Source organism: Agromyces albus (assembly GCF_030815405.1).
GTDB lineage: Bacteria > Actinomycetota > Actinomycetes > Actinomycetales > Microbacteriaceae > Agromyces > Agromyces albus_A.
Genome location: NZ_JAUSWX010000001.1, coordinates 3,835,468 through 3,854,300, shown reverse-complemented (window position 1 = coordinate 3,854,300; position 18,833 = coordinate 3,835,468). Strand labels below are relative to the sequence as shown.

General features: G+C 68.3%; 19 protein-coding genes. 9 read left to right on the top strand and 10 right to left on the bottom strand.

What is annotated here, in order from left to right:
* Positions 1 to 35 precede the first annotated feature (35 nt).
* On the bottom strand, positions 36 to 1,745 hold the full coding sequence (locus tag QFZ29_RS18290) for a cellulase family glycosylhydrolase (RefSeq protein ID WP_306895829.1): 1,710 nt from the start codon (positions 1,743 to 1,745) through the stop codon (positions 36 to 38).
* Positions 1,746 to 2,044: 299 nt separating this feature from the next.
* Here QFZ29_RS18290 and QFZ29_RS18285 point away from each other — a divergent pair, with 299 nt between their 5' ends.
* Positions 2,045 to 2,902 carry a carbohydrate kinase family protein gene (locus QFZ29_RS18285; RefSeq protein ID WP_306895827.1) on the top strand — a complete coding sequence of 286 codons (858 nt, stop codon included), beginning with the start codon at positions 2,045 to 2,047 and terminating at the stop codon, positions 2,900 to 2,902.
* Positions 2,903 to 2,962: 60 nt separating this feature from the next.
* On the opposite strand, the gene QFZ29_RS18280 is transcribed toward QFZ29_RS18285, so the two are convergent.
* From QFZ29_RS18280 to QFZ29_RS18265, 4 genes are all read right to left on the bottom strand, one after another.
* On the bottom strand, positions 2,963 to 4,756 hold the full coding sequence (locus QFZ29_RS18280; protein WP_306895825.1) for a glycoside hydrolase family 35 protein: 1,794 nt from the start codon (positions 4,754 to 4,756) through the stop codon (positions 2,963 to 2,965).
* A gap of 128 nt (positions 4,757 to 4,884) precedes the next feature.
* The gene (locus QFZ29_RS18275; protein WP_306895823.1) at positions 4,885 to 6,234 is read right to left on the bottom strand and encodes an ABC transporter substrate-binding protein; all 1,350 of its coding nucleotides are present in this window, start codon (positions 6,232 to 6,234) and stop codon (positions 4,885 to 4,887) included.
* A gap of 102 nt (positions 6,235 to 6,336) precedes the next feature.
* A complete protein-coding gene (locus QFZ29_RS18270; RefSeq protein ID WP_306895821.1) occupies positions 6,337 to 7,224 on the bottom strand; it encodes a carbohydrate ABC transporter permease in 888 nt (295 codons plus the stop codon).
* On the bottom strand, positions 7,221 to 8,174 hold the full coding sequence (locus QFZ29_RS18265) for a carbohydrate ABC transporter permease (RefSeq protein ID WP_306895819.1): 954 nt from the start codon (positions 8,172 to 8,174) through the stop codon (positions 7,221 to 7,223). The genes QFZ29_RS18270 and QFZ29_RS18265 overlap by 4 nt, the downstream gene beginning before the upstream one ends.
* An 87-nt stretch (positions 8,175 to 8,261) precedes the next feature.
* On the opposite strand from QFZ29_RS18265, the gene QFZ29_RS18260 reads away from it, so the two are divergent.
* From QFZ29_RS18260 to QFZ29_RS18250, 3 genes are all read left to right on the top strand, one after another.
* Positions 8,262 to 9,323: a LacI family DNA-binding transcriptional regulator gene (locus tag QFZ29_RS18260; RefSeq protein ID WP_306895817.1), complete on the top strand. Its 1,062-nt coding sequence runs from the start codon at positions 8,262 to 8,264 to the stop codon at positions 9,321 to 9,323.
* A gap of 105 nt (positions 9,324 to 9,428) precedes the next feature.
* Complete coding sequence (locus tag QFZ29_RS18255) at positions 9,429 to 9,770, top strand: cupin domain-containing protein (RefSeq protein WP_306895815.1); 342 nt, start codon at positions 9,429 to 9,431, stop codon at positions 9,768 to 9,770.
* Positions 9,771 to 9,777: 7 nt separating this feature from the next.
* Positions 9,778 to 10,683, top strand: coding sequence for an LLM class flavin-dependent oxidoreductase (locus QFZ29_RS18250; protein ID WP_306895813.1), 906 nt, complete (start codon positions 9,778 to 9,780; stop codon positions 10,681 to 10,683).
* Positions 10,684 to 10,733: 50 nt separating this feature from the next.
* Here the strand turns inward: QFZ29_RS18250 and QFZ29_RS18245 are convergent, their stop codons facing one another.
* Both QFZ29_RS18245 and QFZ29_RS18240 read right to left on the bottom strand, forming a co-directional pair.
* Positions 10,734 to 11,651, bottom strand: a complete 918-nt coding sequence (locus tag QFZ29_RS18245; protein ID WP_306895812.1) for a DNA-3-methyladenine glycosylase family protein — start codon at positions 11,649 to 11,651, stop codon at positions 10,734 to 10,736.
* 68 nt (positions 11,652 to 11,719) lie between these two features.
* Entirely contained in the window at positions 11,720 to 12,592 is an 873-nt protein-coding gene (locus QFZ29_RS18240) for a universal stress protein (protein WP_306895811.1), read from the bottom strand.
* A 191-nt stretch (positions 12,593 to 12,783) separates the two neighbouring features.
* Between QFZ29_RS18240 and QFZ29_RS18235 the strand changes: the two genes are divergently transcribed.
* Positions 12,784 to 13,599 carry an SDR family oxidoreductase gene (locus QFZ29_RS18235; protein ID WP_306895810.1) on the top strand — a complete coding sequence of 272 codons (816 nt, stop codon included), beginning with the start codon at positions 12,784 to 12,786 and terminating at the stop codon, positions 13,597 to 13,599.
* Here QFZ29_RS18235 and QFZ29_RS18230 read toward each other — a convergent pair.
* From QFZ29_RS18230 to QFZ29_RS18220, 3 genes are all read right to left on the bottom strand, one after another.
* Entirely contained in the window at positions 13,571 to 14,626 is a 1,056-nt protein-coding gene (locus QFZ29_RS18230; protein WP_306895809.1) for a carboxypeptidase-like regulatory domain-containing protein, read from the bottom strand. The two genes, QFZ29_RS18235 and QFZ29_RS18230, sit on opposite strands and share 29 nt — an antisense overlap.
* Positions 14,627 to 14,776: 150 nt before the next feature.
* A complete protein-coding gene (locus QFZ29_RS18225) occupies positions 14,777 to 15,424 on the bottom strand; it encodes an NADPH-dependent F420 reductase (protein WP_306895807.1) in 648 nt (215 codons plus the stop codon).
* 80 nt (positions 15,425 to 15,504) lie between these two features.
* Positions 15,505 to 16,557 carry an SDR family oxidoreductase gene (locus QFZ29_RS18220; protein ID WP_306895805.1) on the bottom strand — a complete coding sequence of 351 codons (1,053 nt, stop codon included), beginning with the start codon at positions 16,555 to 16,557 and terminating at the stop codon, positions 15,505 to 15,507.
* A gap of 86 nt (positions 16,558 to 16,643) precedes the next feature.
* On the opposite strand from QFZ29_RS18220, the gene QFZ29_RS18215 reads away from it, so the two are divergent.
* From QFZ29_RS18215 to QFZ29_RS18200, 4 genes are all read left to right on the top strand, one after another.
* Positions 16,644 to 16,958 carry an ArsR/SmtB family transcription factor gene (locus tag QFZ29_RS18215; protein ID WP_306895803.1) on the top strand — a complete coding sequence of 105 codons (315 nt, stop codon included), beginning with the start codon at positions 16,644 to 16,646 and terminating at the stop codon, positions 16,956 to 16,958.
* Positions 16,959 to 17,168: 210 nt separating this feature from the next.
* Positions 17,169 to 17,393, top strand: a complete 225-nt coding sequence (locus QFZ29_RS18210; protein ID WP_306895801.1) for a hypothetical protein — start codon at positions 17,169 to 17,171, stop codon at positions 17,391 to 17,393.
* Between the two features lie 44 nt (positions 17,394 to 17,437).
* On the top strand, positions 17,438 to 18,142 hold the full coding sequence (locus QFZ29_RS18205; protein ID WP_306895799.1) for an SOS response-associated peptidase: 705 nt from the start codon (positions 17,438 to 17,440) through the stop codon (positions 18,140 to 18,142).
* 4 nt (positions 18,143 to 18,146) lie between these two features.
* The gene (locus QFZ29_RS18200) at positions 18,147 to 18,815 is read left to right on the top strand and encodes an HAD family hydrolase (protein WP_306895797.1); all 669 of its coding nucleotides are present in this window, start codon (positions 18,147 to 18,149) and stop codon (positions 18,813 to 18,815) included.
* Positions 18,816 to 18,833 lie beyond the last annotated feature (18 nt).

Here is an 18,833-nt window from a genome sequence, read left to right as displayed (position 1 = left end):
TGCGTTGCTCGCACCGCCCCAAGGAGTTTCGCGTGTCAGAGGACGCCGGTGACGGCCGTGCCGTTGCGGGTCACCGTGTACTGCAGGGTCTGGCCGCTCCAGAAGTGGAACGTCAGGTAGGCCTGCTCGCCGTCCTTGAGGCTGTCCAGGTAGAGCTTGGTCAGCAGGATGGTCCCGTTCTCGTAGTCGGGCCGGAAGTCCTCCCAGAACCCCGGGAAGGTGGTCCAAGCGATGGAGCCGGCCGCGGTGCCGTCGGCGTAGACCGACTCCATCATGGACAGCTTGTCCCCGTTGAACGCCGCCGGGATCGCCAGCCCGGCGTTGGTTCCGGTGGCGCCCTCGATGACGACGTCCTCGGAGTTGATGAAGTTGAGCTTCCATGGCATGCCGGCCGAGAAGTGGACCGTGAGCTGACCGCTGCTGCCGATCTCCCGGTCGTCGAGGACGCTCTTGAGCAGCTTCGCCCTGATCGTCAAGGTGGTGCCGTCCAACGTGTAGTCCTTGCCGGCCTGCAGCGTGGTGTTCCCGTACTTCAGCTTCTCGAACTCGAGGCCGTTGAGGTTCAACGTGACCGATTGGTCCTGGATCTTGTCCGAGGCGTCGACGAACACGTTGTCCGTGGAGGCGGTCCCGGAGCGGGTGGTCCAAGCCGTGGAGATGTAGTCGAACTGCTCCTGGTCGCGCCACTGACGCTTGTAGCGGTCGTAGTGCCTTCCGTTGTCCCACCACATGGTCGTGATGCCCGAGGTGCGGGCCAGGTAGCCGAAGTGCTCGAAGAACTTCAGCGCCTCGCCGCGCTCGACCCTGTTCTCGTAGTTGTCGTGCAGGCTGTACTCACCGATGATGACCGGAATGCCCTGGGAGACGAAGGTGTCGACCTGTCGCTGGAAGTCCTCCTCCAAGAAGTTCTGGACCTCTTCGTTGTAGGACGGGTATCCGGCGAGGTTGGCGCTGAAGGGATAGAAGCCGTAGTTGTGCGTGGTGGCCGCGAGCATCGGGTCGTCGAGCGCCTCGATCTCGGCGGCGAGGGCGTCCATGTCGCCCGGGTCGGATCCGGTGCGGATCGTCGGCAGGACCAGGAGGCGGTCGGCGTTGTCGCCGCCGGAGGCGCGCACGATCTCATGGAAGGAGCTGTTCAGCTCCGCGATGAGCTCGTGGTCCTTGTCCGTCCCAGGGCCCCAGCCCCCGAAGCCCACCTCGTTGACCGGCTCGAACATCAGTTCCTGCGGATAGTCCTTGAAGGAGTCCGCGATCTGGGTCCAGGTGGCCGTGTACTGGGCCATGACCGCGTCGTGCTGCTCGGGCTCGGCGATGTGCTCGATCCACTGCCACGAGTCGTGGTGCGTGTTGATCATGACGTAGAGGTCCGCGTCGAGGGCGTAGTCGACGATCTCCTGCACCCGAGCCATGGTCGCGGGCTCGATCGTGTAGTCGGGCGCGGGGCCGGTGCGGGTGCCCCAGCTGACGGGGATGCGGACCGAGTTGAAGCCTTCGGCCTTGATGTCATCGAAGAAGGATGGGTCGACGCGCGGGTTGCCCCACGCGGTCTCGTCGGCGCCGGGGCTGCAGCACATGGCGTCGAGCGTGTTGCCGAGGTTCCAGCCCGGCTGCATGGCCGCGACGATCTCCTGAGCGGACAACTGGGCGGTGTCGGCCTCTTCCTGGGCCTGCGCTGTGGTCGGCAGGGCCACCATGGCGAGTGCGAGTGAGGTGGCGACGAGCAGTTTCGAAGTTCTGCGTATCAACGGACGTCATTCCTTCCGTCGCGCCATGAACTGGCTGCGTCGGTGCAGCAGGTGGCGCGCTCCCTAGAGAGAGTGGCAATATTCGCGCGCAGATGTCAACCAAAGATTGGATCTCTGACGCACGAGAATTGGCGGTTTCGGGGATGATCGCGCGCTCAATTTGGCGATGACCGGGGATTCATACGACCTTACGTCGGTGAAGCGCTTCGACAAAAATCGTGGGTGATGACCTCGTGACGGTGGGCTGCGGCAGGATGGAGCGGCACCATCCGAACGCCACGCACCTAGGAGCGCAACCGGTGACCGAGCACCTCTTCATCGCCGGGCCCGCCGCCTGGAATCGCATCGTCTACCTCGACCGGCTGCCCGAGCCGGTGCCGCACATGCAGTTCGCGCTCGACGAGTACGAGACGGTCGGCGGCACCTCGGCGGGCAAGGCGCTCGGGCTCGTCGGCCTCGGCCGGCGCGTCATGCTGCACCTGCTGCTGGGCCGCGACCCCGACGGCGCACGGCTCCGCGGCCTGCTCGAGGCCGCCGGCGTTGAGCTGCTCGCCGAAGACAGCCCCGCCACCGAACGGCATCTCAACCTGATGACCCCGGCCGGCGAGCGCGTGTCGCTCTACCTGTCGTCTCCCGGCGATCCGGTCGAGGGCCCCGGCCCCGCGGTCGAGTCGGTGATGACGGATGCCGCTGCCATCGTGCTCGACCTCGGCGAACGCTCCCGCCGACTCATCCCGGCGGCGCGCGCGACCGGTCGCCCCATCTGGACCGACATCCACGACTACGACGGCGAAGCCGACTTCCATCGTCCGTTCATCGACGCCGCCGACGCGATCTTCATGAATGCCGACCGCATCGGCGACCCGCAGCCGTTCATGGAGCGCTGCATCCGCGGCGGGGCCGAACTCGTCGTCTGCACCCTCGGCGAGCGCGGCGCGATCGCGATCGACGAGCGGATGACGCTCCACGAGGTCGCGGCGGAGCCCGTCGACGTGCTCGACACCAACGGCGCCGGCGACGCGTTCATGGCCGGCGTGCTCGATGCGACGCTCGACGGCGCCGAGCTCCCCGACGCATTGCGGGCGGGAGCCCGGCACGCGGCATCCGTGCTCGTGACCAGGCACCTGCACCCGAGCCTCGACGCGCTGCTCGCCTGACGGCACGGCCCCCGAGGCCACTGGGCCACTGGGCCACTGGGCCACTGGGCCACCGCCGCACTACACCTCGGTGTGGCCGAGGCTCGGTCGATCGACGAAGCTCGCGCTCGCGCCCGTGAACACGTCGAGCTCGAGCACGACGAGCTCGTTCACGCCGTCGCGCGTCGCAGGGCCGGGCACGTACAGCGTCTGCTGCGGCCCGCGGCGCCAGTAGCGGCCGAGCGCGAAGCCGTTGATCCACGCGAATCCCTTGCCCCATGCGCTCGTGTCGAGGAAGAGGTCGGTCGCCTCATCGAGCGTGAAGCTCGCATGCGCGATGACGGGGCCGGTGACCGGCGCGGCGGGGGCGGCCGCCGCGACAGGAAGGATGCCGCCGCCTGATGACGTGGTCGCCGCGGTCGCCACTCTTGGCACGAGTTCGAGATCGAGCGGGGTCACGCTCCAGCCGGTGATCGGAACACCGTCGAGCTGGGCGCCGCCGATGAGCCCCTTCTCCTCGCCGATCCGCGTCCCGTAGTCGACCCGGCCCTGGTCTTCGACGAGCACGGTCAGCTCACCCCGGGTGGCGGGAAGCGCAAGCACCCGTTCGTGAGCATCGCGAGAAAGCACGCCGACCGGCACGCCGTCGAGGAACAGCCATGCGCGATCGCGCACCTCACCGAAGCTCAGGATGCCGGCCCCGCCGTCGCCCTCGAGCCGGGTGCTGTACAGGGCGAGCCCGCGGTCGTGGTGGAGTTCGTCGAAGGTCGGCAGGTCGTGGTGCGCCCGCCGTTCGCCGAGCTGCGCCTCGACCGCGAGCAGCGAGGCGGTGACCTCCAGCGGCACGTCGAAGGCCGGGGCGGGAACGGATGCCGCAGGCTGCTCCTCGGGCACCGGCGCGTACTTCGCGATCACGTCGCGGAACGCGAAGTACTTCTCCGTCGGATTGCCGGCCTCGTCGAGCGGAGCGTCGTAGTCGTATGACGTCGTGATCGGCAGGTAGCGACCCTTGTGGTTGGCGCCGTTCGTGAGGCCGAAGTTCGTACCTCCGTGGAACATGTAGAGATTGACCGACGCGCCGGCAGCGAGGAGCGCGTCGAGGTCGTGCGCCGACTGCTCGGCGGACGTCGTGTGGTGGTGGGTGCCCCAGCTGTCGAACCAGCCGTCCCAGAACTCCATGCACATGAGCGGGCCGGTCGGCTGGAACTCGCGGAGCGTCGCCAACCGCTCGACGGAGCGCGAGCCGAACGAGGCGGTCATGTGCAGGCCGGGGAGCCTTCCAGCTTCGAGCATCTCGGGCACCGGCTGGTCGATCGTCGTCAGCGGGAGGGTGATGCCCGACTCGCGCGTCACGCGCACGAGCTCGGCGAGGTAGTCCTTGTCGTCGCCGTAGGCGCCGTATTCGTTCTCGACCTGCACGAGCACGACCGGTCCGCCGTGCTGCACCTGCAGCGGCGCCACGATCTCGTAGACCTGGCGGAGGAATTCCGTGACGGCGCCGAGGTAGGTCGGCTCAGAGCTGCGCGGGCGCACTGCGGCATCGCGCAGCAGCCAGGCCGGCAGGCCGCCGTTGTCCCACTCGGCGCAGATGTAAGGGCCGGGTCGCACGATCGCGTGCATCCCCTCGGCCGCGATGAGCGACAGGTAGCGACCCAGGTCGAGCCCGCCGTCGGTGATGAACTCGCCCTGGCGCGGCGCGTGGGCGTTCCATGCGACGTACGTCTCGATCGTGTTGAGCCCCATGAGCCGGGCCTTGCGGATTCGATCGGCCCACTGGTCGGGGTGCACGCGGAAGTAGTGCATCGCTCCGGAGATGACCTGGTGCGGCTTCCCGTCGAGCAGGAAGTCGTCTGCTCCGATGGCGAACTCTGGCATGAGGCTATATTGCCTTCCGATAGTGGGCGAACGTGTGCGGGCCGGTCTCCCGGCCCGCACACGTCGGACTGCGGCGATCAGCCGCGGCGATGATCAGCGCCGATCACGGCTCCGATCGGCTGCGATGATCAGCCCTTGACGTCGAAGCCCTGCTCGTTGCCGTAGTCGACCAGCTGCTCCTGCCAGGTCGCGAGTCCGGCATTGAGGTCGGACTTGTTCGCGTAGGCCTGGCCGACGGTGTCGCCGAAGATGCTGTTGGCGTACACCTGGTAGGGCAGGTACGACCAGCCGGGCAGGACGTCGCTCGCCGCCTGGGTCAGCACTTCGTTGATCTTCTGGCCACCGAAGTACTCGGACTCCTGGTTCACGAAGTCCTCGGACTCGAGCTCGGCGACCGTCGACGGGAACCCGCCGCTCTCGCCGAAGATCTTGATGGACTCGGGGTCGCTGTTCAGCCACTGGAGGAAGGCCGCGGCGAGCGCCGGGTTCTTGCTCTGCTTCAGCACGGCCTGGCCGCCGCCGCCGTTCTCGGCGGACACGGGCTCCCCGTCGTAGGTCGGGATGGGCGCGACGCGCCAGTCGCCTGCGGCGTCGGGAACGCTCGACTCGAGCACGCCCGGCATCCATGCACCGACCACGAGGCTGGCGATCGTGCCGTCAGCGAGGCCCTTGAACCACTCGTCACTCCAGCCCGGGATGTCGGAGAGGAGGTCCTTCTCGAGCAGCTGGTTCCACTTGTCGGCCCACTTGGCGCTGCCCTCGTCGGCGAGGTCGACGGTGATGTCGGCGCCGTCGACGCCGAACGGGTGGCCGCCGGCCTGCCAGATCATGCTGGTCGCGAAGCCGGAGTCGCCGGTGTCGTTGGTGATGTACTTCGTCGGGTCGGCAGCGTGCAGCTGCTCACCGGCGGCGATGTACTCGTCCCACGTCGTCGGCACGGCGATGCCGAACTGCTCGAACACCGTGGCGTTGTAGAACAGCGCCATGGGACCCGAGTCCTGCGGCAGGCCGTAGAGCTTGCCGTCGATGTTCACCGAACCCCACGTCGAGGCGGTGTACTGGTCTTCGAGCTCGTCGAGGCCGTAGGCCGAGAGGTCGACGAGCGAGTCCGACAGTGCGAACTGCGGCATCGCGTAGTACTCGATCTGTACGACATCGGGGCCGCCCGAGCCGGCCTTGATCGCGTTCTGGAGCTTCGTGTACTCCTCGGTGTTGGTGCCCGCGTTCACGAGCTTCACGTCGACCTTCGGGTAGGCCTCCTCGAACGCCGCGACCTGGGCCTCGGCGGAGGGGGTCCAGCTCCAGTAGGTGATCGTGCCGCCCGCTTCGAGGGCTGCCTCGAGGTCGGATGCCGATGCATCGCCGGTGCCGGCGCCGGCACTGGGTGCACAGGCGACGAGCGCGCCGCCGAGGGCTGCGACGGTGACGACGGCAGTGGCCATCCGGCGGAAGCCGGACCTGCTGCGCTTAGTGGTCATGGTGTTCCTTTCACTTCGTTGTAATCGGTGATCGTGATACGGGGGATCGGTGCAGGACGCGCCGGGTGAGAGGGATGGTGCTCGGCAAGACAGCGCCTCTCGTCACTGCTTGACGCTTCCGGCGCTCAGGCCCGACTGCCAGTACCGCTGCAGCACGAGGAAGGCGACGACGATGGGGACGATTGTGAGCAGCGATCCGGTCAGCACGAGGTTGTAGATCGGATCCGCCGAGGCACCCGTGGCCTGGTCGTTCCACTGGTCGAGGCCGACCGTGAGCGGATACCACGCCGGGTCGCTCAGCATGATGAGCGGGAGGAAGTAGTTGTTCCAGGTCGCCACGACGGTGAAGAGCAGCACCGTGACGACGCCCGGCGCGAGGAGCCGGAGCGAGATCGTGAAGAACGTGCGGAACTCCCCCGCGCCGTCCATGCGCGCCGCCTCGAGCAGCTCAGTGGGCACGGAGTCGACCGCGTAGACCCAGATGAGGTAGAGCCCGAACGGGCTGATGAGCGACGGGATGATGATCGCCCACGGCGTGTTCGTGAGTCCGAGCTGGCTGAACATGAGGAACGTCGGCACGGCGAGCGCGGTGCCCGGGATCGCGATCGCACCGAGCACGATGGCGAACACGGCCCGGCGTCCCGGGAACCGGAACTTCGCGAGGCCGTAGCCGGCCACCGTCGCGAGCAGCGTCGCCCCGCCGGCACCCAGCACGACGTAGAGCAGTGTGTTGCCGAGCCAGCGCACGAAGATGCCGTCGCGATAGGTGAGCGTCTCGACGATGTTCTGGCCGAGCACGAACTCGTCGCCGAACCACAGGCCGAACGTCGTGAAGAGGTCGGCCTGGGTCTTGCTGGCGTTGATCACGAGCCAGACGAGCGGCACGAGCGTGTAGATGATGAAGACCGACATCAGCACGGTGAGCGTGATCGACTTGCGAGTGCGCGGGCTGGCGTTGCGGGGTCGGCCCGCGTACGCGATGCGGCTCATCGTTCTTCCTTTCGCGACCCGCGCAGTTGCACGACGTACGCGATCACCGCGGTGATCAGGCCCATCACGATCGCGACGGTCGCCGAGTAGTTGTACTGCTGCCCCGAGAACGACAGGTTGTAGGCGTACATGTTCGGGGTGAAGAAGGTCGTGATGATGTTCGGCGCCAGCGGTTTGAGGATGTTGGGCTCGTTGAAGAGCTGGAAGCTGCCGATGATCGAGAAGATCGTCGAGATGACGATCGCGCCGCGGAGGGCGGGGATCTTGATGCCGGTGATCACCCGGAACGGACCCGCCCCATCGAGCTCGGCCGCTTCGTAGAGCTCATTGGGGATGGTGCGCAGCGCCGCGTAGAAGATCAGCATGTTGTAGCCGACGAACTCCCACGTCACGATGTTGCCGATCGAGACGAGGATCCACTCGCGCGCGAACGGCGTCACGGCCTCGAAGCCGAGCAGGTCGTTGATGTTCCCCGCGAGGCCGAAGTTGCCGCCGTAGATGAACCCCCACATGAGCACCGCGACGACCGCGGGCACCGCGTAGGGCAGGAAGATCACGATGCGGAAGAACCCGGAGACGTGCAACCGGGCGCTGTCGATGGCGAGCGCGGCGGCGAGGGCGAGCACGAGCATGATCGGCACCTGCACGACCAGGAAGAGCAGCACCCGCAGGAAGGACTCCCAGAACTGCGTGTCGGTGAACACCTCGCCGAAGTTCTCGAGGCCGACGAACGCGTTGCCCCCCATGAGCTGCTCGCGGAAGAGGCTGAGGTAGATCGCGTAGACGATCGGTGCGATGAACACCAGCACGAACACCGCCATGAACGGTCCGACGAACGCCCAGCCGCGCCAGTCGAGGCGGGCCTTCACCTTGCGGGCGGGAGGCGGTGGGCCGTGCACCGTGCTCGGGCTGGCGGCCGCCGGGGCATCCAGTTTCGACAACGTCGTCATTTCGCTCTCTCGGGCTCGGGCTATGTTCACGTAAACATGAGTCCAGCGACTGTAGCATGTTGACGTAACCATCACCAAGGGGGACCGATGACCGTTGCCGACGAGGCCACCGACGCAGGCCAGCCGCGCCGGCGGAGTCCTTCGATGGCGGATGTCGCGCGCGAAGCGGGCGTGTCCGGCCAGACCGTCTCTCGCGTCTCGACCGGCCGCCCCAACGTCGACGAAGACACCCGGAACCGCGTACTCGCGGCGATGCGCAAGCTCGGATACCGGCCGAACAGCGCCGCTCGAGCGCTGCGCTCGGGTCACTTCCGCAACCTCGGCGTCATCATGTTCACGCTGTCGTCGTTCGGCAACATGCGCACGCTCGACTCCATCGCCGTCGCGGCGGCAGCGGCCGGCTACTCGATCACGCTCATCCCGGTGCAGCACCCGACGCAAGGCGAGGTGACGGTCGCGTTCAGTCGATTGAGCGAGCAGGCCGTCGACGGCGTGATGATCATCATCGAGGCGCACGCCCTCGACGAGGCCGACATCGAACTGCCGCCAGGGCTCCCGGTCGTCGTGGTCGACTCGAGCGCCCGCTACCAGTACCCGGTCGTCGACACCGACCAGGCCGAGGGTGCCCGGCTCGCGACCGAGCACCTGCTCGACCTCGGTCACGACACCGTCTGGCACATCTCGGGCCCCGTACACTCCTACTCCGCCGAGCGGCGGCGCGAGTCGTGGGCAGAGACGCTCGCGACCCACGGGCGCACCGTTCCCGACGTCATCGTCGGCGACTGGTCGTCGGAGGCCGGCTACCGCGCGGGCCTCGAACTGGCCTCGCGTCCCGAGGTCACCGCGATCTTCGCCGCCAATGACCAGATGGCGCTCGGCGTGCTCCGCGCCCTGCACGAACGCGGCCGGGCGGTTCCCGCCGACGTGAGCGTCGTGGGCTTCGACGACATGGAGGAGTCGAAGAGCTTCTGGCCGCCGCTCACGACCGTTCACCAGAGCTTCGAAGAGGTCGGCCGGCACACCGTCAGCCAGCTCATCGAGGAGATCGAGGGCGCACCCCCCTCGTCGGTGAGCGTGCTGGTGCCGACCGAGCTCGTCGTGCGGTCGAGCTCAGGGCCGGCGCCGCGGCATCCGACCGCCGACGCCTAGCCAGACACCTCGCGCACGGCTGGTCCGGCTGCACTCCGGATGCCTCTGGACCGCGCCTCCCACAGCGCGATAGCGTGTGTGCGCGTCAAGCCCCGGAGGTCAACGATGTCCATCTATCAGCGCAGCGGCGACCAGACCGACGACGACGACTGGAACGAGAGCATCGAGGGTGTCGCCCTTGGTTCCGAGGTCTCGGTGATCCTCGTGCACACGTCCAGGCCGGGCGCCGGGCCGCGGCTGCACCGGCATCCGTATTCCGAGACCTTCGTCGTGCGCCGGGGCCGCGCCATGTTCACGGTTGGCGACGAGCGGCTCGAGGCCCACGGCGGACAGGTGCTCGTGGTGCCCGCGCTCACCCCGCACAAGTTCGAGGTGATCGGCGGCGAACCGTTCGTGTCGACGAACATCCACGCGAATCCGACCTTCGAGACGGAGTGGCTGGAGTAGAGCACGGATGACCGACTACGGGCATGACCTGATCTTCGGCACGTTCAGCACGCCGATGCACGAGAACGCCGAGCAGGTCGTTCGCGGGGCGCAGCACGCCGAACGGGCGGGGCTCGACCTCGTGACGTTCCAGGACCATCCCTACCAGCGGCGGTTCCTCGACACCTGGACGCTGCTGAGCTACGTCGCCGCGCGCACGGAACGAGTCCGCCTCGCCGGTGACGTGCTGAACCTGCCGCTCCGGCCGCCGGCGGTGCTCGCGAAGTCGGTCGCGAGCCTCGACGTGCTGAGCGGCGGACGCGTCGAACTCGGCCTCGGCGCGGGCGGCTTCTGGGACGCGATCGAGGCGTACGGGGGCCGACGGCTCTCCCCCGGCCAGGCGGTGACGGCGCTCGGCGAGGCCATCGACGTGATCCGGGCCATCTGGGACGTCGACGCACGAGAGGCGACGGCGATCCGGGGCGAGTACTACCGGCTCGTGGGCGCGAAGCGCGGCCCGGCGCCGGCGCATCCGATCGAGATCTGGCTGGGTGCCCACAGGCCGCGGATGCTGCGGCTCACGGGCACGAAGGCCGACGGATGGCTCCCCTCGATCGGTCGCATGAGCACCGACGAGATCAGGGCGGGGAACGAGACCATCGACGAGGCGGCGATCGCCGTGGGCCGCGAGCCCCGGCACGTGCGGCGGCTCGCCAACATCATCGGCCAGTTCGGACCGACGAGCCCGCGGCTGCTGTCGGGACCGCCCGAGCAATGGGTCGATCAGCTCGCGGCGATGACGATCGAGCACGGCTTCTCGGGCTACATCCTCGCCGGGGACAATACCGACGACTACGACCGCATCGGGCAGGAGGTCATCCCTGCGGTGCGAGAGCTCGTCGCCGTCGAACGAGGCCGAAGCGTGGCATCCTGACGTCGCGGTTTCGAGACGCCGCTTCGCGGCTCCTCAACCCGCGGCCCGGGTCAGATCGCCCGGTGGTCGACGAACGACATGCGCGGACCACGCCGCGGGCGCCCGCGCACCCCGGCGGCGCCGAGCAACCGCACGACCCGGTAACGGTGCCCCGCCCACGGGGTCATCGCCTCGAGCATCTCGTCGTCGGTCATGTCGCGGCCCCAGAGCGCGTGGCCGAGGTAGTTCGAGAGGTGGTAGTCGCCGACCGAGAGGGCGTCGGCGTCGCCGAACGCCCGCTGGGCGACTTCGGCGGCCGTCCACACGCCGATGCCGGGCAGCACGGTGAGGCGGGCCGCGGCATCCGCCGGGCTCATTCGCACCGCCTCTTCGAGCCGCGCCGCGTACCGGGCGGCATTGACGATGGTGCGGGCCCGGCGCGGGTCGACGCCGGCCTGGTGCCACTCCCAGCTCGGGATCGACGCCCAGCCGCTCGGCGACGGCACGACGTGCATGGGTCGCGGCGTCGGGCCGGGCGCGGAGCCGCCGTGCCGCTTCACGAGCCGCCGCCAGGAGGCGTGCGCCTGCAGGGTGATCACCTTCTGCTCGAGGATCGCCGGCACGAGCGCCTCGAAGACGCGCCCGGTGCGAGGGATGCGCAGGCCCGGGTTGCGCCGGTGCGCGTCATCGATGAGCCGGATGCGCGGCTCGAACTCCGAGGGGTCGTCGAGGCTGCCGGCCAACTCGGGCGCCGCCTCGACGGCAGCGCTCGCGCCGGGGCCCCACCCGAGGCAGCGGAGCTCGCCGGGTGACCGTTGCTCGATGCGGATCGTCGCGGGCCCGTCATCGGTGAGCGTCGTGCGCCACACGGTGCCTGCAGCCTCGATGTGCAGCGTCGGGTCGCCGCCGCCGCGCCCGAGACCCGCGAGCGTCTGCAGCAGGTCGGTCGGATGCGCCGGGCTCCACGTCAGTGCATGGTCGGCGATCATCCCTCCAGTGTGCAACACCGCACCGACGACTCAGACCTGGATGCGTACACCGCCGTCGCGCGCATCGGTCACTCGCCGGGTCGCACGACGATCGTGGGAGACGTCATCGAGACCAGCACGTCGTGGCTCACCGACCCGATCAGGAATCGGCCCACCCAATTGCGGCCGTGGCTGCCGACCACGAGGAGCGACGCATCGCGTGCCGCGAAGATGAGCTCCGCGGCTGCGCCGCCCTCCTCGAGCCGCCCCTCGGCCACCGCGCCACGCGACGACGCGATGTCGAGCGCGTCGTCGAGGATCTGGCGGTGCATGTCCTGCACGACCGCGACGTCCTCCGCGTAGTCGTCGTAGACGGACTGCCATTCCGTGGGCACTCTCCAGACGTGCACGAGCGTGAGCTGCTCGCCCGTGCGTGCGGCCTCGTCGGCGCCGATGCCGATGGCCTCGATGGACGCCGCGGATCCGTCGACGCCCACGATGATCCCCGCCCGCACGGCAGGATCGAGGCCCTCGGGTATCACGGCCACAGCGCCGCCGCCGGGCCGTCCGGCGAGGCGCGAACCGAGTGTCCAGCGTGACGAGCGGCCGTGGGATGCCGCCCCCACGACGAGGAGCGTGCCCTGGGTGAGATAGTCGTCGAGCTCGCGGAGCGGGTCGCCGTGCACGGTCGCGGTCGTGAGCCGAAGCTCTGGGTAGGCTTCGCGCACCTCGTCGGTGACCTCCATGAGGTCGACGTGCGCGTCCGCCGGTGAGCCGGCATCGCGGTGCTCGGCCGACTGGCCCGATTGGCCCGACTGCTCCCGGCCCTGCATCACCTGCACGACGACGAGCGGAACCCCGTCGGCGTGATCCACCGCCCACTGGAGGGCGTCTCGAGCTGATGGCGCGTCATCCCAGCCCACCACGATCTTGTCGAACACCGTGATCACCTGCTCTCGCACGTTGGTCGCCCTCTGTCCATTCTCCCACCGACGATCGCGCGGCACTCGGATCGAAGGGCACATGGATGTGCCTCAACCCGGCTAGCTGGCCAGTCGCAGGTTTGTCAACGGTGTTCCGTCATCACGCGAGCGGTGTTCTCCTGAGGGAGGCGGCCGACCGGTCGTCGGATCGCAGCGGCAAGGAGAAGAGCATGGCTGAACCGAACCTGACCGCCTTCGAGCCGACGCGGGCCATCGTCACGGCGTCGGACTCTGGCATCGGTCGCGCAACCGCCGTCGCGCTCGCGCAAGCGGGCATGGACATCGGCATCACATGGCGCAGCGACGAGGCAGGCGCCCTCGAGACCGCGGCCGAGGTCGAGCGACTCGGGCGAACGGCGCACGTCTCCCGACTCGATGTCACCGAGTTGACGGATGCCCCAGCCATCGTCGATCGCCTCGCCGATGCGCTCGGCGGGCTCGACGTCTTCGTGAACAACGCGGGCGCCGGACTCTCGACGCCGTTCCTCGAAGTGAGCCTCGACACCTGGCGCTCTATCATGGCGACCGACCTCGACGGCGCCTTCGTCTGCATGCAACGCGCTGCCCGCCGTATGGTCGATGCCGGGACTGGCGGCCGGATCATCGCCGTCACGAGCGTGCACGAGCACCAGCCGATGGTCGGGTCATCCGCCTACGACGCGGCGAAGCACGGCCTCGGCGGGCTGGTGAAGGCAATGGCGCTCGAGCTCGCCTCGCAGGGGATCACGGTCAACGCGGTCGCGCCGGGCGAGATCGCCACCCCGATGACGGGCAACGAAGACGTCGATCCGCGAGAGGAGCACCGCTCGGGCATCCCGGCGGGCCGGCCCGGCGACGCTCGCGAGGTCGCCGCGGTGATCGCGTTCCTCGCGTCGCCGCCGGCGGCCTACGTGACGGGTTCCTCCGTCGTGGTCGACGGCGGGATGCTGCAGATGGGGCCCCAAGCCGGGGCGGCCGTCACGAGCGACGACTGGCGGTCGCTTTAGCCACGGCGGCTGCCGGCTTCATCCCTCGAAGCGCGAGAGCACCGACGCCGGCGACGAGCAGCAGTCCGGCGAGGAGTCCGGCGGGAACCGGGTCCTGTCCCGTCGCGGCGAGCCGGGCCTCAGTTGCGGCGGTTCCGGCCACTGCGACGGGAGGAGCCACGGACGCGGATGCGGCGGTGACGGTGATGTCCTCTGAGGCGTACCCCCTGGCCTCATCATCGACGAGCACGAGGTGATGCACGCCGGCCGGAGTGGTCGCCGGTATGGCAACACTCGCCGTGATGGCGCCATCCGCGTCGGCGACGACCGTGCCGAGCTTGACGAGCGTGCCGGGCTTGACGACGGTGGTCGACCGCAGCCACATCGCAAGCGACTTGCCGGGTTCGAATCCCTGCGCGGTCACCGAGAGGAGGCCGCCTGCGGTGACCGTCTGTGCTTTCGTCAGGTTCTTCGGTCCCGCTTCTGCGGGGGGCGTGGTCCCGAACACGACATCGATGCCCGTGACAGACTCCCCGTCTACGACCGTGATGACCGCTGCCTCTTCGAACGTGGAGGCGTTCTTCCACCACCCGAGCACCTGCCGCGACGGCATGTCGAAGTCGGCCACGAAGGAGATCTTGTACGAGCCCGCGGGAATCGAATCGATGGTGAACGTGCCGTCAGCCTGGACGCCCGCCGCAGCGACCGTGCTCTCCGGCTGATTGCGTACGGAGACCAGGATCGAGTCGGGCAGCTCCGTGCCAGGCGCGGCGCTCACCCGCCCGGAGATCGAGGCGCCACGAACGAGCGTGACATCCGCACCGGTCACGTCGGCGTCTGCGACATCGACGCCGGAGATCACCGGGCGCAACGGAAGGACCTCTGCGGCGGCGATGACCGTGCCGTCACCCTCACCGGTCACGGCGCCGCTGGTCGACGCTCCAGAACTGAGGGCGGCCGCGGGACCCGCGGCGACACCCACCAATGCCAACCCGGTCATGGTCGTCGCCAACCAGATGAGCGCGCGTCGTCGAGCCGAGATCGCCATGCTTGCCTTTCGCAGGAGCTCGCAAGGCGAGCACGGTGGGTACCCCGGAGAGTCTACGAACATCCTGCGGAAAGCGCTTGTCCCCGTTCGGGAAGAAAGCGGCGTGGCCGCTTCGATCGAGAAGCGGCCACGCCGGGTGTCGGTCTGCGGCTACGCCGCCAGAAGTCGCTCGGCCCGATCGAGGTTGGCCTCGAGCTCCTCGCGGTTCTGCCGCACGACATATGCGGGCTGGTCGCGTTCGATGCGCCAGCTCTCGGAGAGTGGCCCGACGTTCACGGTGTCGTACCCGAACTCGTCGTAGAGCGCCGTGACGAGCTGGATGGCGTCGTCGAAGTCGCTCGCCGTCGCAAGGGCGCGGCGATTCGGTGAACCGGCGGGGCTGCCGTCGGTGAGGATGTCCCCCGCGTTGATCTGGTTGAACGCCTTCACGACTCGCGCCTCCGACAGGTGCGCCTGCACCAAGCTGGACGTGGTGGTGCGGGCCTCCTCGAGATCGGGGATGCGCCCGGCGCTCTCCCAGTAGTAGTTGGTCGTGTCGAGCACCACCTTGCCGGCGAGCGGGGCAACCGGAATCGACGGGTACGCCTGGAACGGCACGGTCACGATCACGAATTCGCCGGCTGCGGCAGCGGCCTCGGGGGTGCTTGCAGTCGCCCGCGGGCCGAGCTCGCCGATGAGGGCGCCGAGCGTCTCGGGGCCCCGCGAGTTGCTGATGGTCACGTCGTACCCGCGCTGGATGAGCCCGCGTGCCAGGGTTCCGCCGATGTTGCCCGCGCCGATGATTCCGATTCTCGTCATGCGAGAGGAGAACGCAGGCGGGTCGGGTGTATTCCGCCCGAAGTCGAAACCGTCGCGAAGCTCGCCGCCCGCCGTACCGTTCACGGGATGAGGCGCTGGTCGCGAAGGTCCTGGAAGATCCGGAGAAACATTGACTCGGTGTCGACGTACTCGTGGAAACCCGCCCGGCGCGATTTCGAGGTATCAGCGATGACGTCGTAGTCCCAGCCGAAGACGAAATCACCGAACTGCCACGATGACACGTCCTCGTAGGGCGTCGGAACCAGACCGTGACGTTCCACCATCTCGCTCCAGAGGCCGGCCTTGTCGGCCATGACGTCGGTAAGACCGATCGTGAGTGGCGGGGCGACGTCGAGGTCGAAGAACGCGGCGAGCTTCGGCCACATCGACGACCAACGGAACAGGTCACCGTTGGCGATGTTGTAGGCCTGGTTCCGGCTTTCCGGGTTGGTCCCCGCCCAGACGGTCGCCTTCGCGAGCAGGTCCGCGTCGGTCATCTCGATCAGGCTCGTGTACGCCCCGGGCTCTCCGGGGAAGCGAAGCGGAATCCCCAGCTCCTTGCTCATCGACGCATAGACGGCGATGACCATCGCGAGGTTCATCGGATTGCCGAGGCCGACGCCGGCCACGACGGACGGGCGAAGGGCCGACCACGACCAGCGCGCGCCATCCTGGCGTCGTTCGAGGAACTGCTGCTGGTCCACATTGAACTCGGGCGGCATGTGCGGCGGGTCGTCCTCCTTCGCCGGCGTGGCGAAGGGACCCAGATGCGCGCCGTAGACCTTGTACCCCTGCATGAGGCTGATGTGCTCGAGTGCCGGTGCCGCGGGCTCGATCGCGTCGACGACGTTCGTCAGCATCGCCAGGTTCGGTCCAACGAGTTCCGCCCAGGTGGGGCGGTCCTGGTACGCGGCGTAGAAGACGTGCGTCACGCCGGCCAGCTCGCCCAGCTTCGCGATCGCCTCATCGCGGTCGAGGAGATCCACCGCCACATGCCGAACGGCACCGGCATCCGTTCCGCCTCGGCGTGAGAGCCCCACGATGTTCCAGCCGCCCTCGCGCTCCAGGTGAGCGATGATGTTGCCCCCGATCACTCCCCGCGCTCCGACTACCAGCGCCGTCTTCTGATCCATGTCGCCCCCATCGTTACATCGTGATTTACCGATCTACTGTCTATCACACCATCGGTAAATCGCGATGTTGCGATATACTCAGCGATGTGGCTGAGTTGACGGAAGACGAGATGGTCGCAGCGTTCAAGGCGCTGGGCCACCCCACTCGGCTGGCGATCCTCGGCTGGTTGAAGGAGCCCGAATCGTTCCCGCCGCAAGACCGGCCGGCTGCCGAGGTCGGGGTGTGCCTGAAGCACATCCAAGCTCGGGCCGGGGTATCGCAGTCGACGGCCTCCCAGTTCATGGCCACCCTGCAACGCGCCGGACTGGTCACGTGCACCAGGGTCGGCCAGTGGTCCCACTACCGCCGCAATGAAGGCGCCATCGCCGCTCTCGGCCAGCAGGTCGCGCTCAACGTATAGATCGCTGGATCCTTCGACGCTCGCGGGTGGACAATGGAGAGGGGCCAGCTGCGTCCGCACGTCGCGCCCGCTGCCGTGGCCTCACCCGATCGCGGAGTCGAAGAGATGACAGCGACGCCCCCTGAGCACGGCCGGCCGGTGCCGAATGCCGATTCGCCCCCTTCCGAGGCGCGCACCGATCCGCCCGTGCCGCCGAGACCCAATGCCCACGTGACGGCGCTCATCGTGTGGCTCACGATATTCCCGCTCGTCGCCATCTTCAGCACGCTGCTCGGCCCGGTGATGATCGACTGGCATCCCGTGCTCAGAGCGTTGGTGCTCACCCTCGTCGTCGTTCCGATCGCCGCGTACTGGCTCATGCCGCAGATGTTCCGGTGGTACGGGGCCTGGGGGCGGCGTCGGGCCATGCGGCGCGCAGGCAAGCCTGCTCAGTAGCGCGGACACGTGCGCCTGTCGGCTGGCGGGTGCAGACTGAGGGCATGTGCGGACGCTTCGCGAACGACGCCAAAGTCGACGAGATGATCCAGGAGTTCGTCGCGCAGGGCAACGACTACCGCGACTGGAGACCCCAGTACTCGCTCGCCCCTACCCAGCTGGTGCCGATCGTGCGCGAGCGCCAGAACAAGGAGACGGGCGAAATCGTGCGGTCGATCGAGCCGGCTGTCTGGAACTTCCACCCCGCCTTCATGAAGGAGTCGAAGCGCCCGCAGTTCAACACCCGCATCGAGACCGTCGCCACGAACGGGCTGTGGAAGGGTGCGTTCGCGTCATCCCGATGCCTCGTGCCGATGCGCGGCTATTACGAGTGGACGGGCGAGCCGGGCAACAAGCAGGCGTTCTTCCTGCACGGCCGGCAGCCGATGCTCGCCGCGGCCGGCATCTACACGGCGCGCAAGGTCGGCGACGAGTGGGAGGTGTCGACCTCGATCATCACGCGCGAGGCTCGGGATGCCTCCGGCGAGGTGCACGACCGCATGCCGGTCTTCCTCGACCGCGACGCGTGGGACGAATACCTCGCCCCGGTCAAGCTCGACGACGCCGGCAAGGAGGACATGGTCGCGCTCCTCAACGCCGAATCCGAGAAGGTGGCCTCGACCATCACGAACTACGAGGTCGATCGCAAGGTGAACAACACGCGCGCGGTCGACCCCGAAGACCCCACGCTCATCGAACCGCTCGAGTGACCCGATGAGCACCGCAGGCCCGCCGCGCGCGGTTCTCTTCGACGTCGATGGAACCCTCGTCGACTCCAACTTCCTGCACGTCGAGGCTTGGCATCACGCGTTCGAGCGGCTCGAAGTGGCCGCCGATGCGTGGCGCATTCATCGCGCCATCGGGCAGGATTCCGCCCGGCTCATCACGATGGTGGCCGGCGAACGCGACGAGGCGTGGATCGAGCGGGCGAAGGGCCTCCACAGCGACTTCTACCGCGACCTTGCGCCGCGCCTGCGCGCGTTCGACGGGTCTCGAGAGCTGATCGCGGCATTGGCCGGTCGCGGCATCCGTGTCGTGCTCGCCACTTCGGCGCCTCGCGACGAACTCGAGCTGTCGCTCGAAGCGCTCGACGCGGGCGACGCCATCCATGCGACCACCTCGGCCGACGACGTCGAGACTGCGAAGCCCGATCCGGCCATCATCGGGGTCGCGCTGGAACGCGCGGGAGCCGAGCCATCCGACGCCGTCTTCGTCGGCGATTCCACCTGGGACATGATCGCCGCCGGGCGCGCGGGAGTCACGGCATACGGGCTCCGCTCGGGCGGCATCACCGATGTCGAGCTCACGGATGCCGGTGCTCGAGCAGTCTTCGATGACCCGGGCGACCTCCTCACCAACCTCGATGAGATCGTCGGCGGCTGAGCGACGAACGTGCTCAGC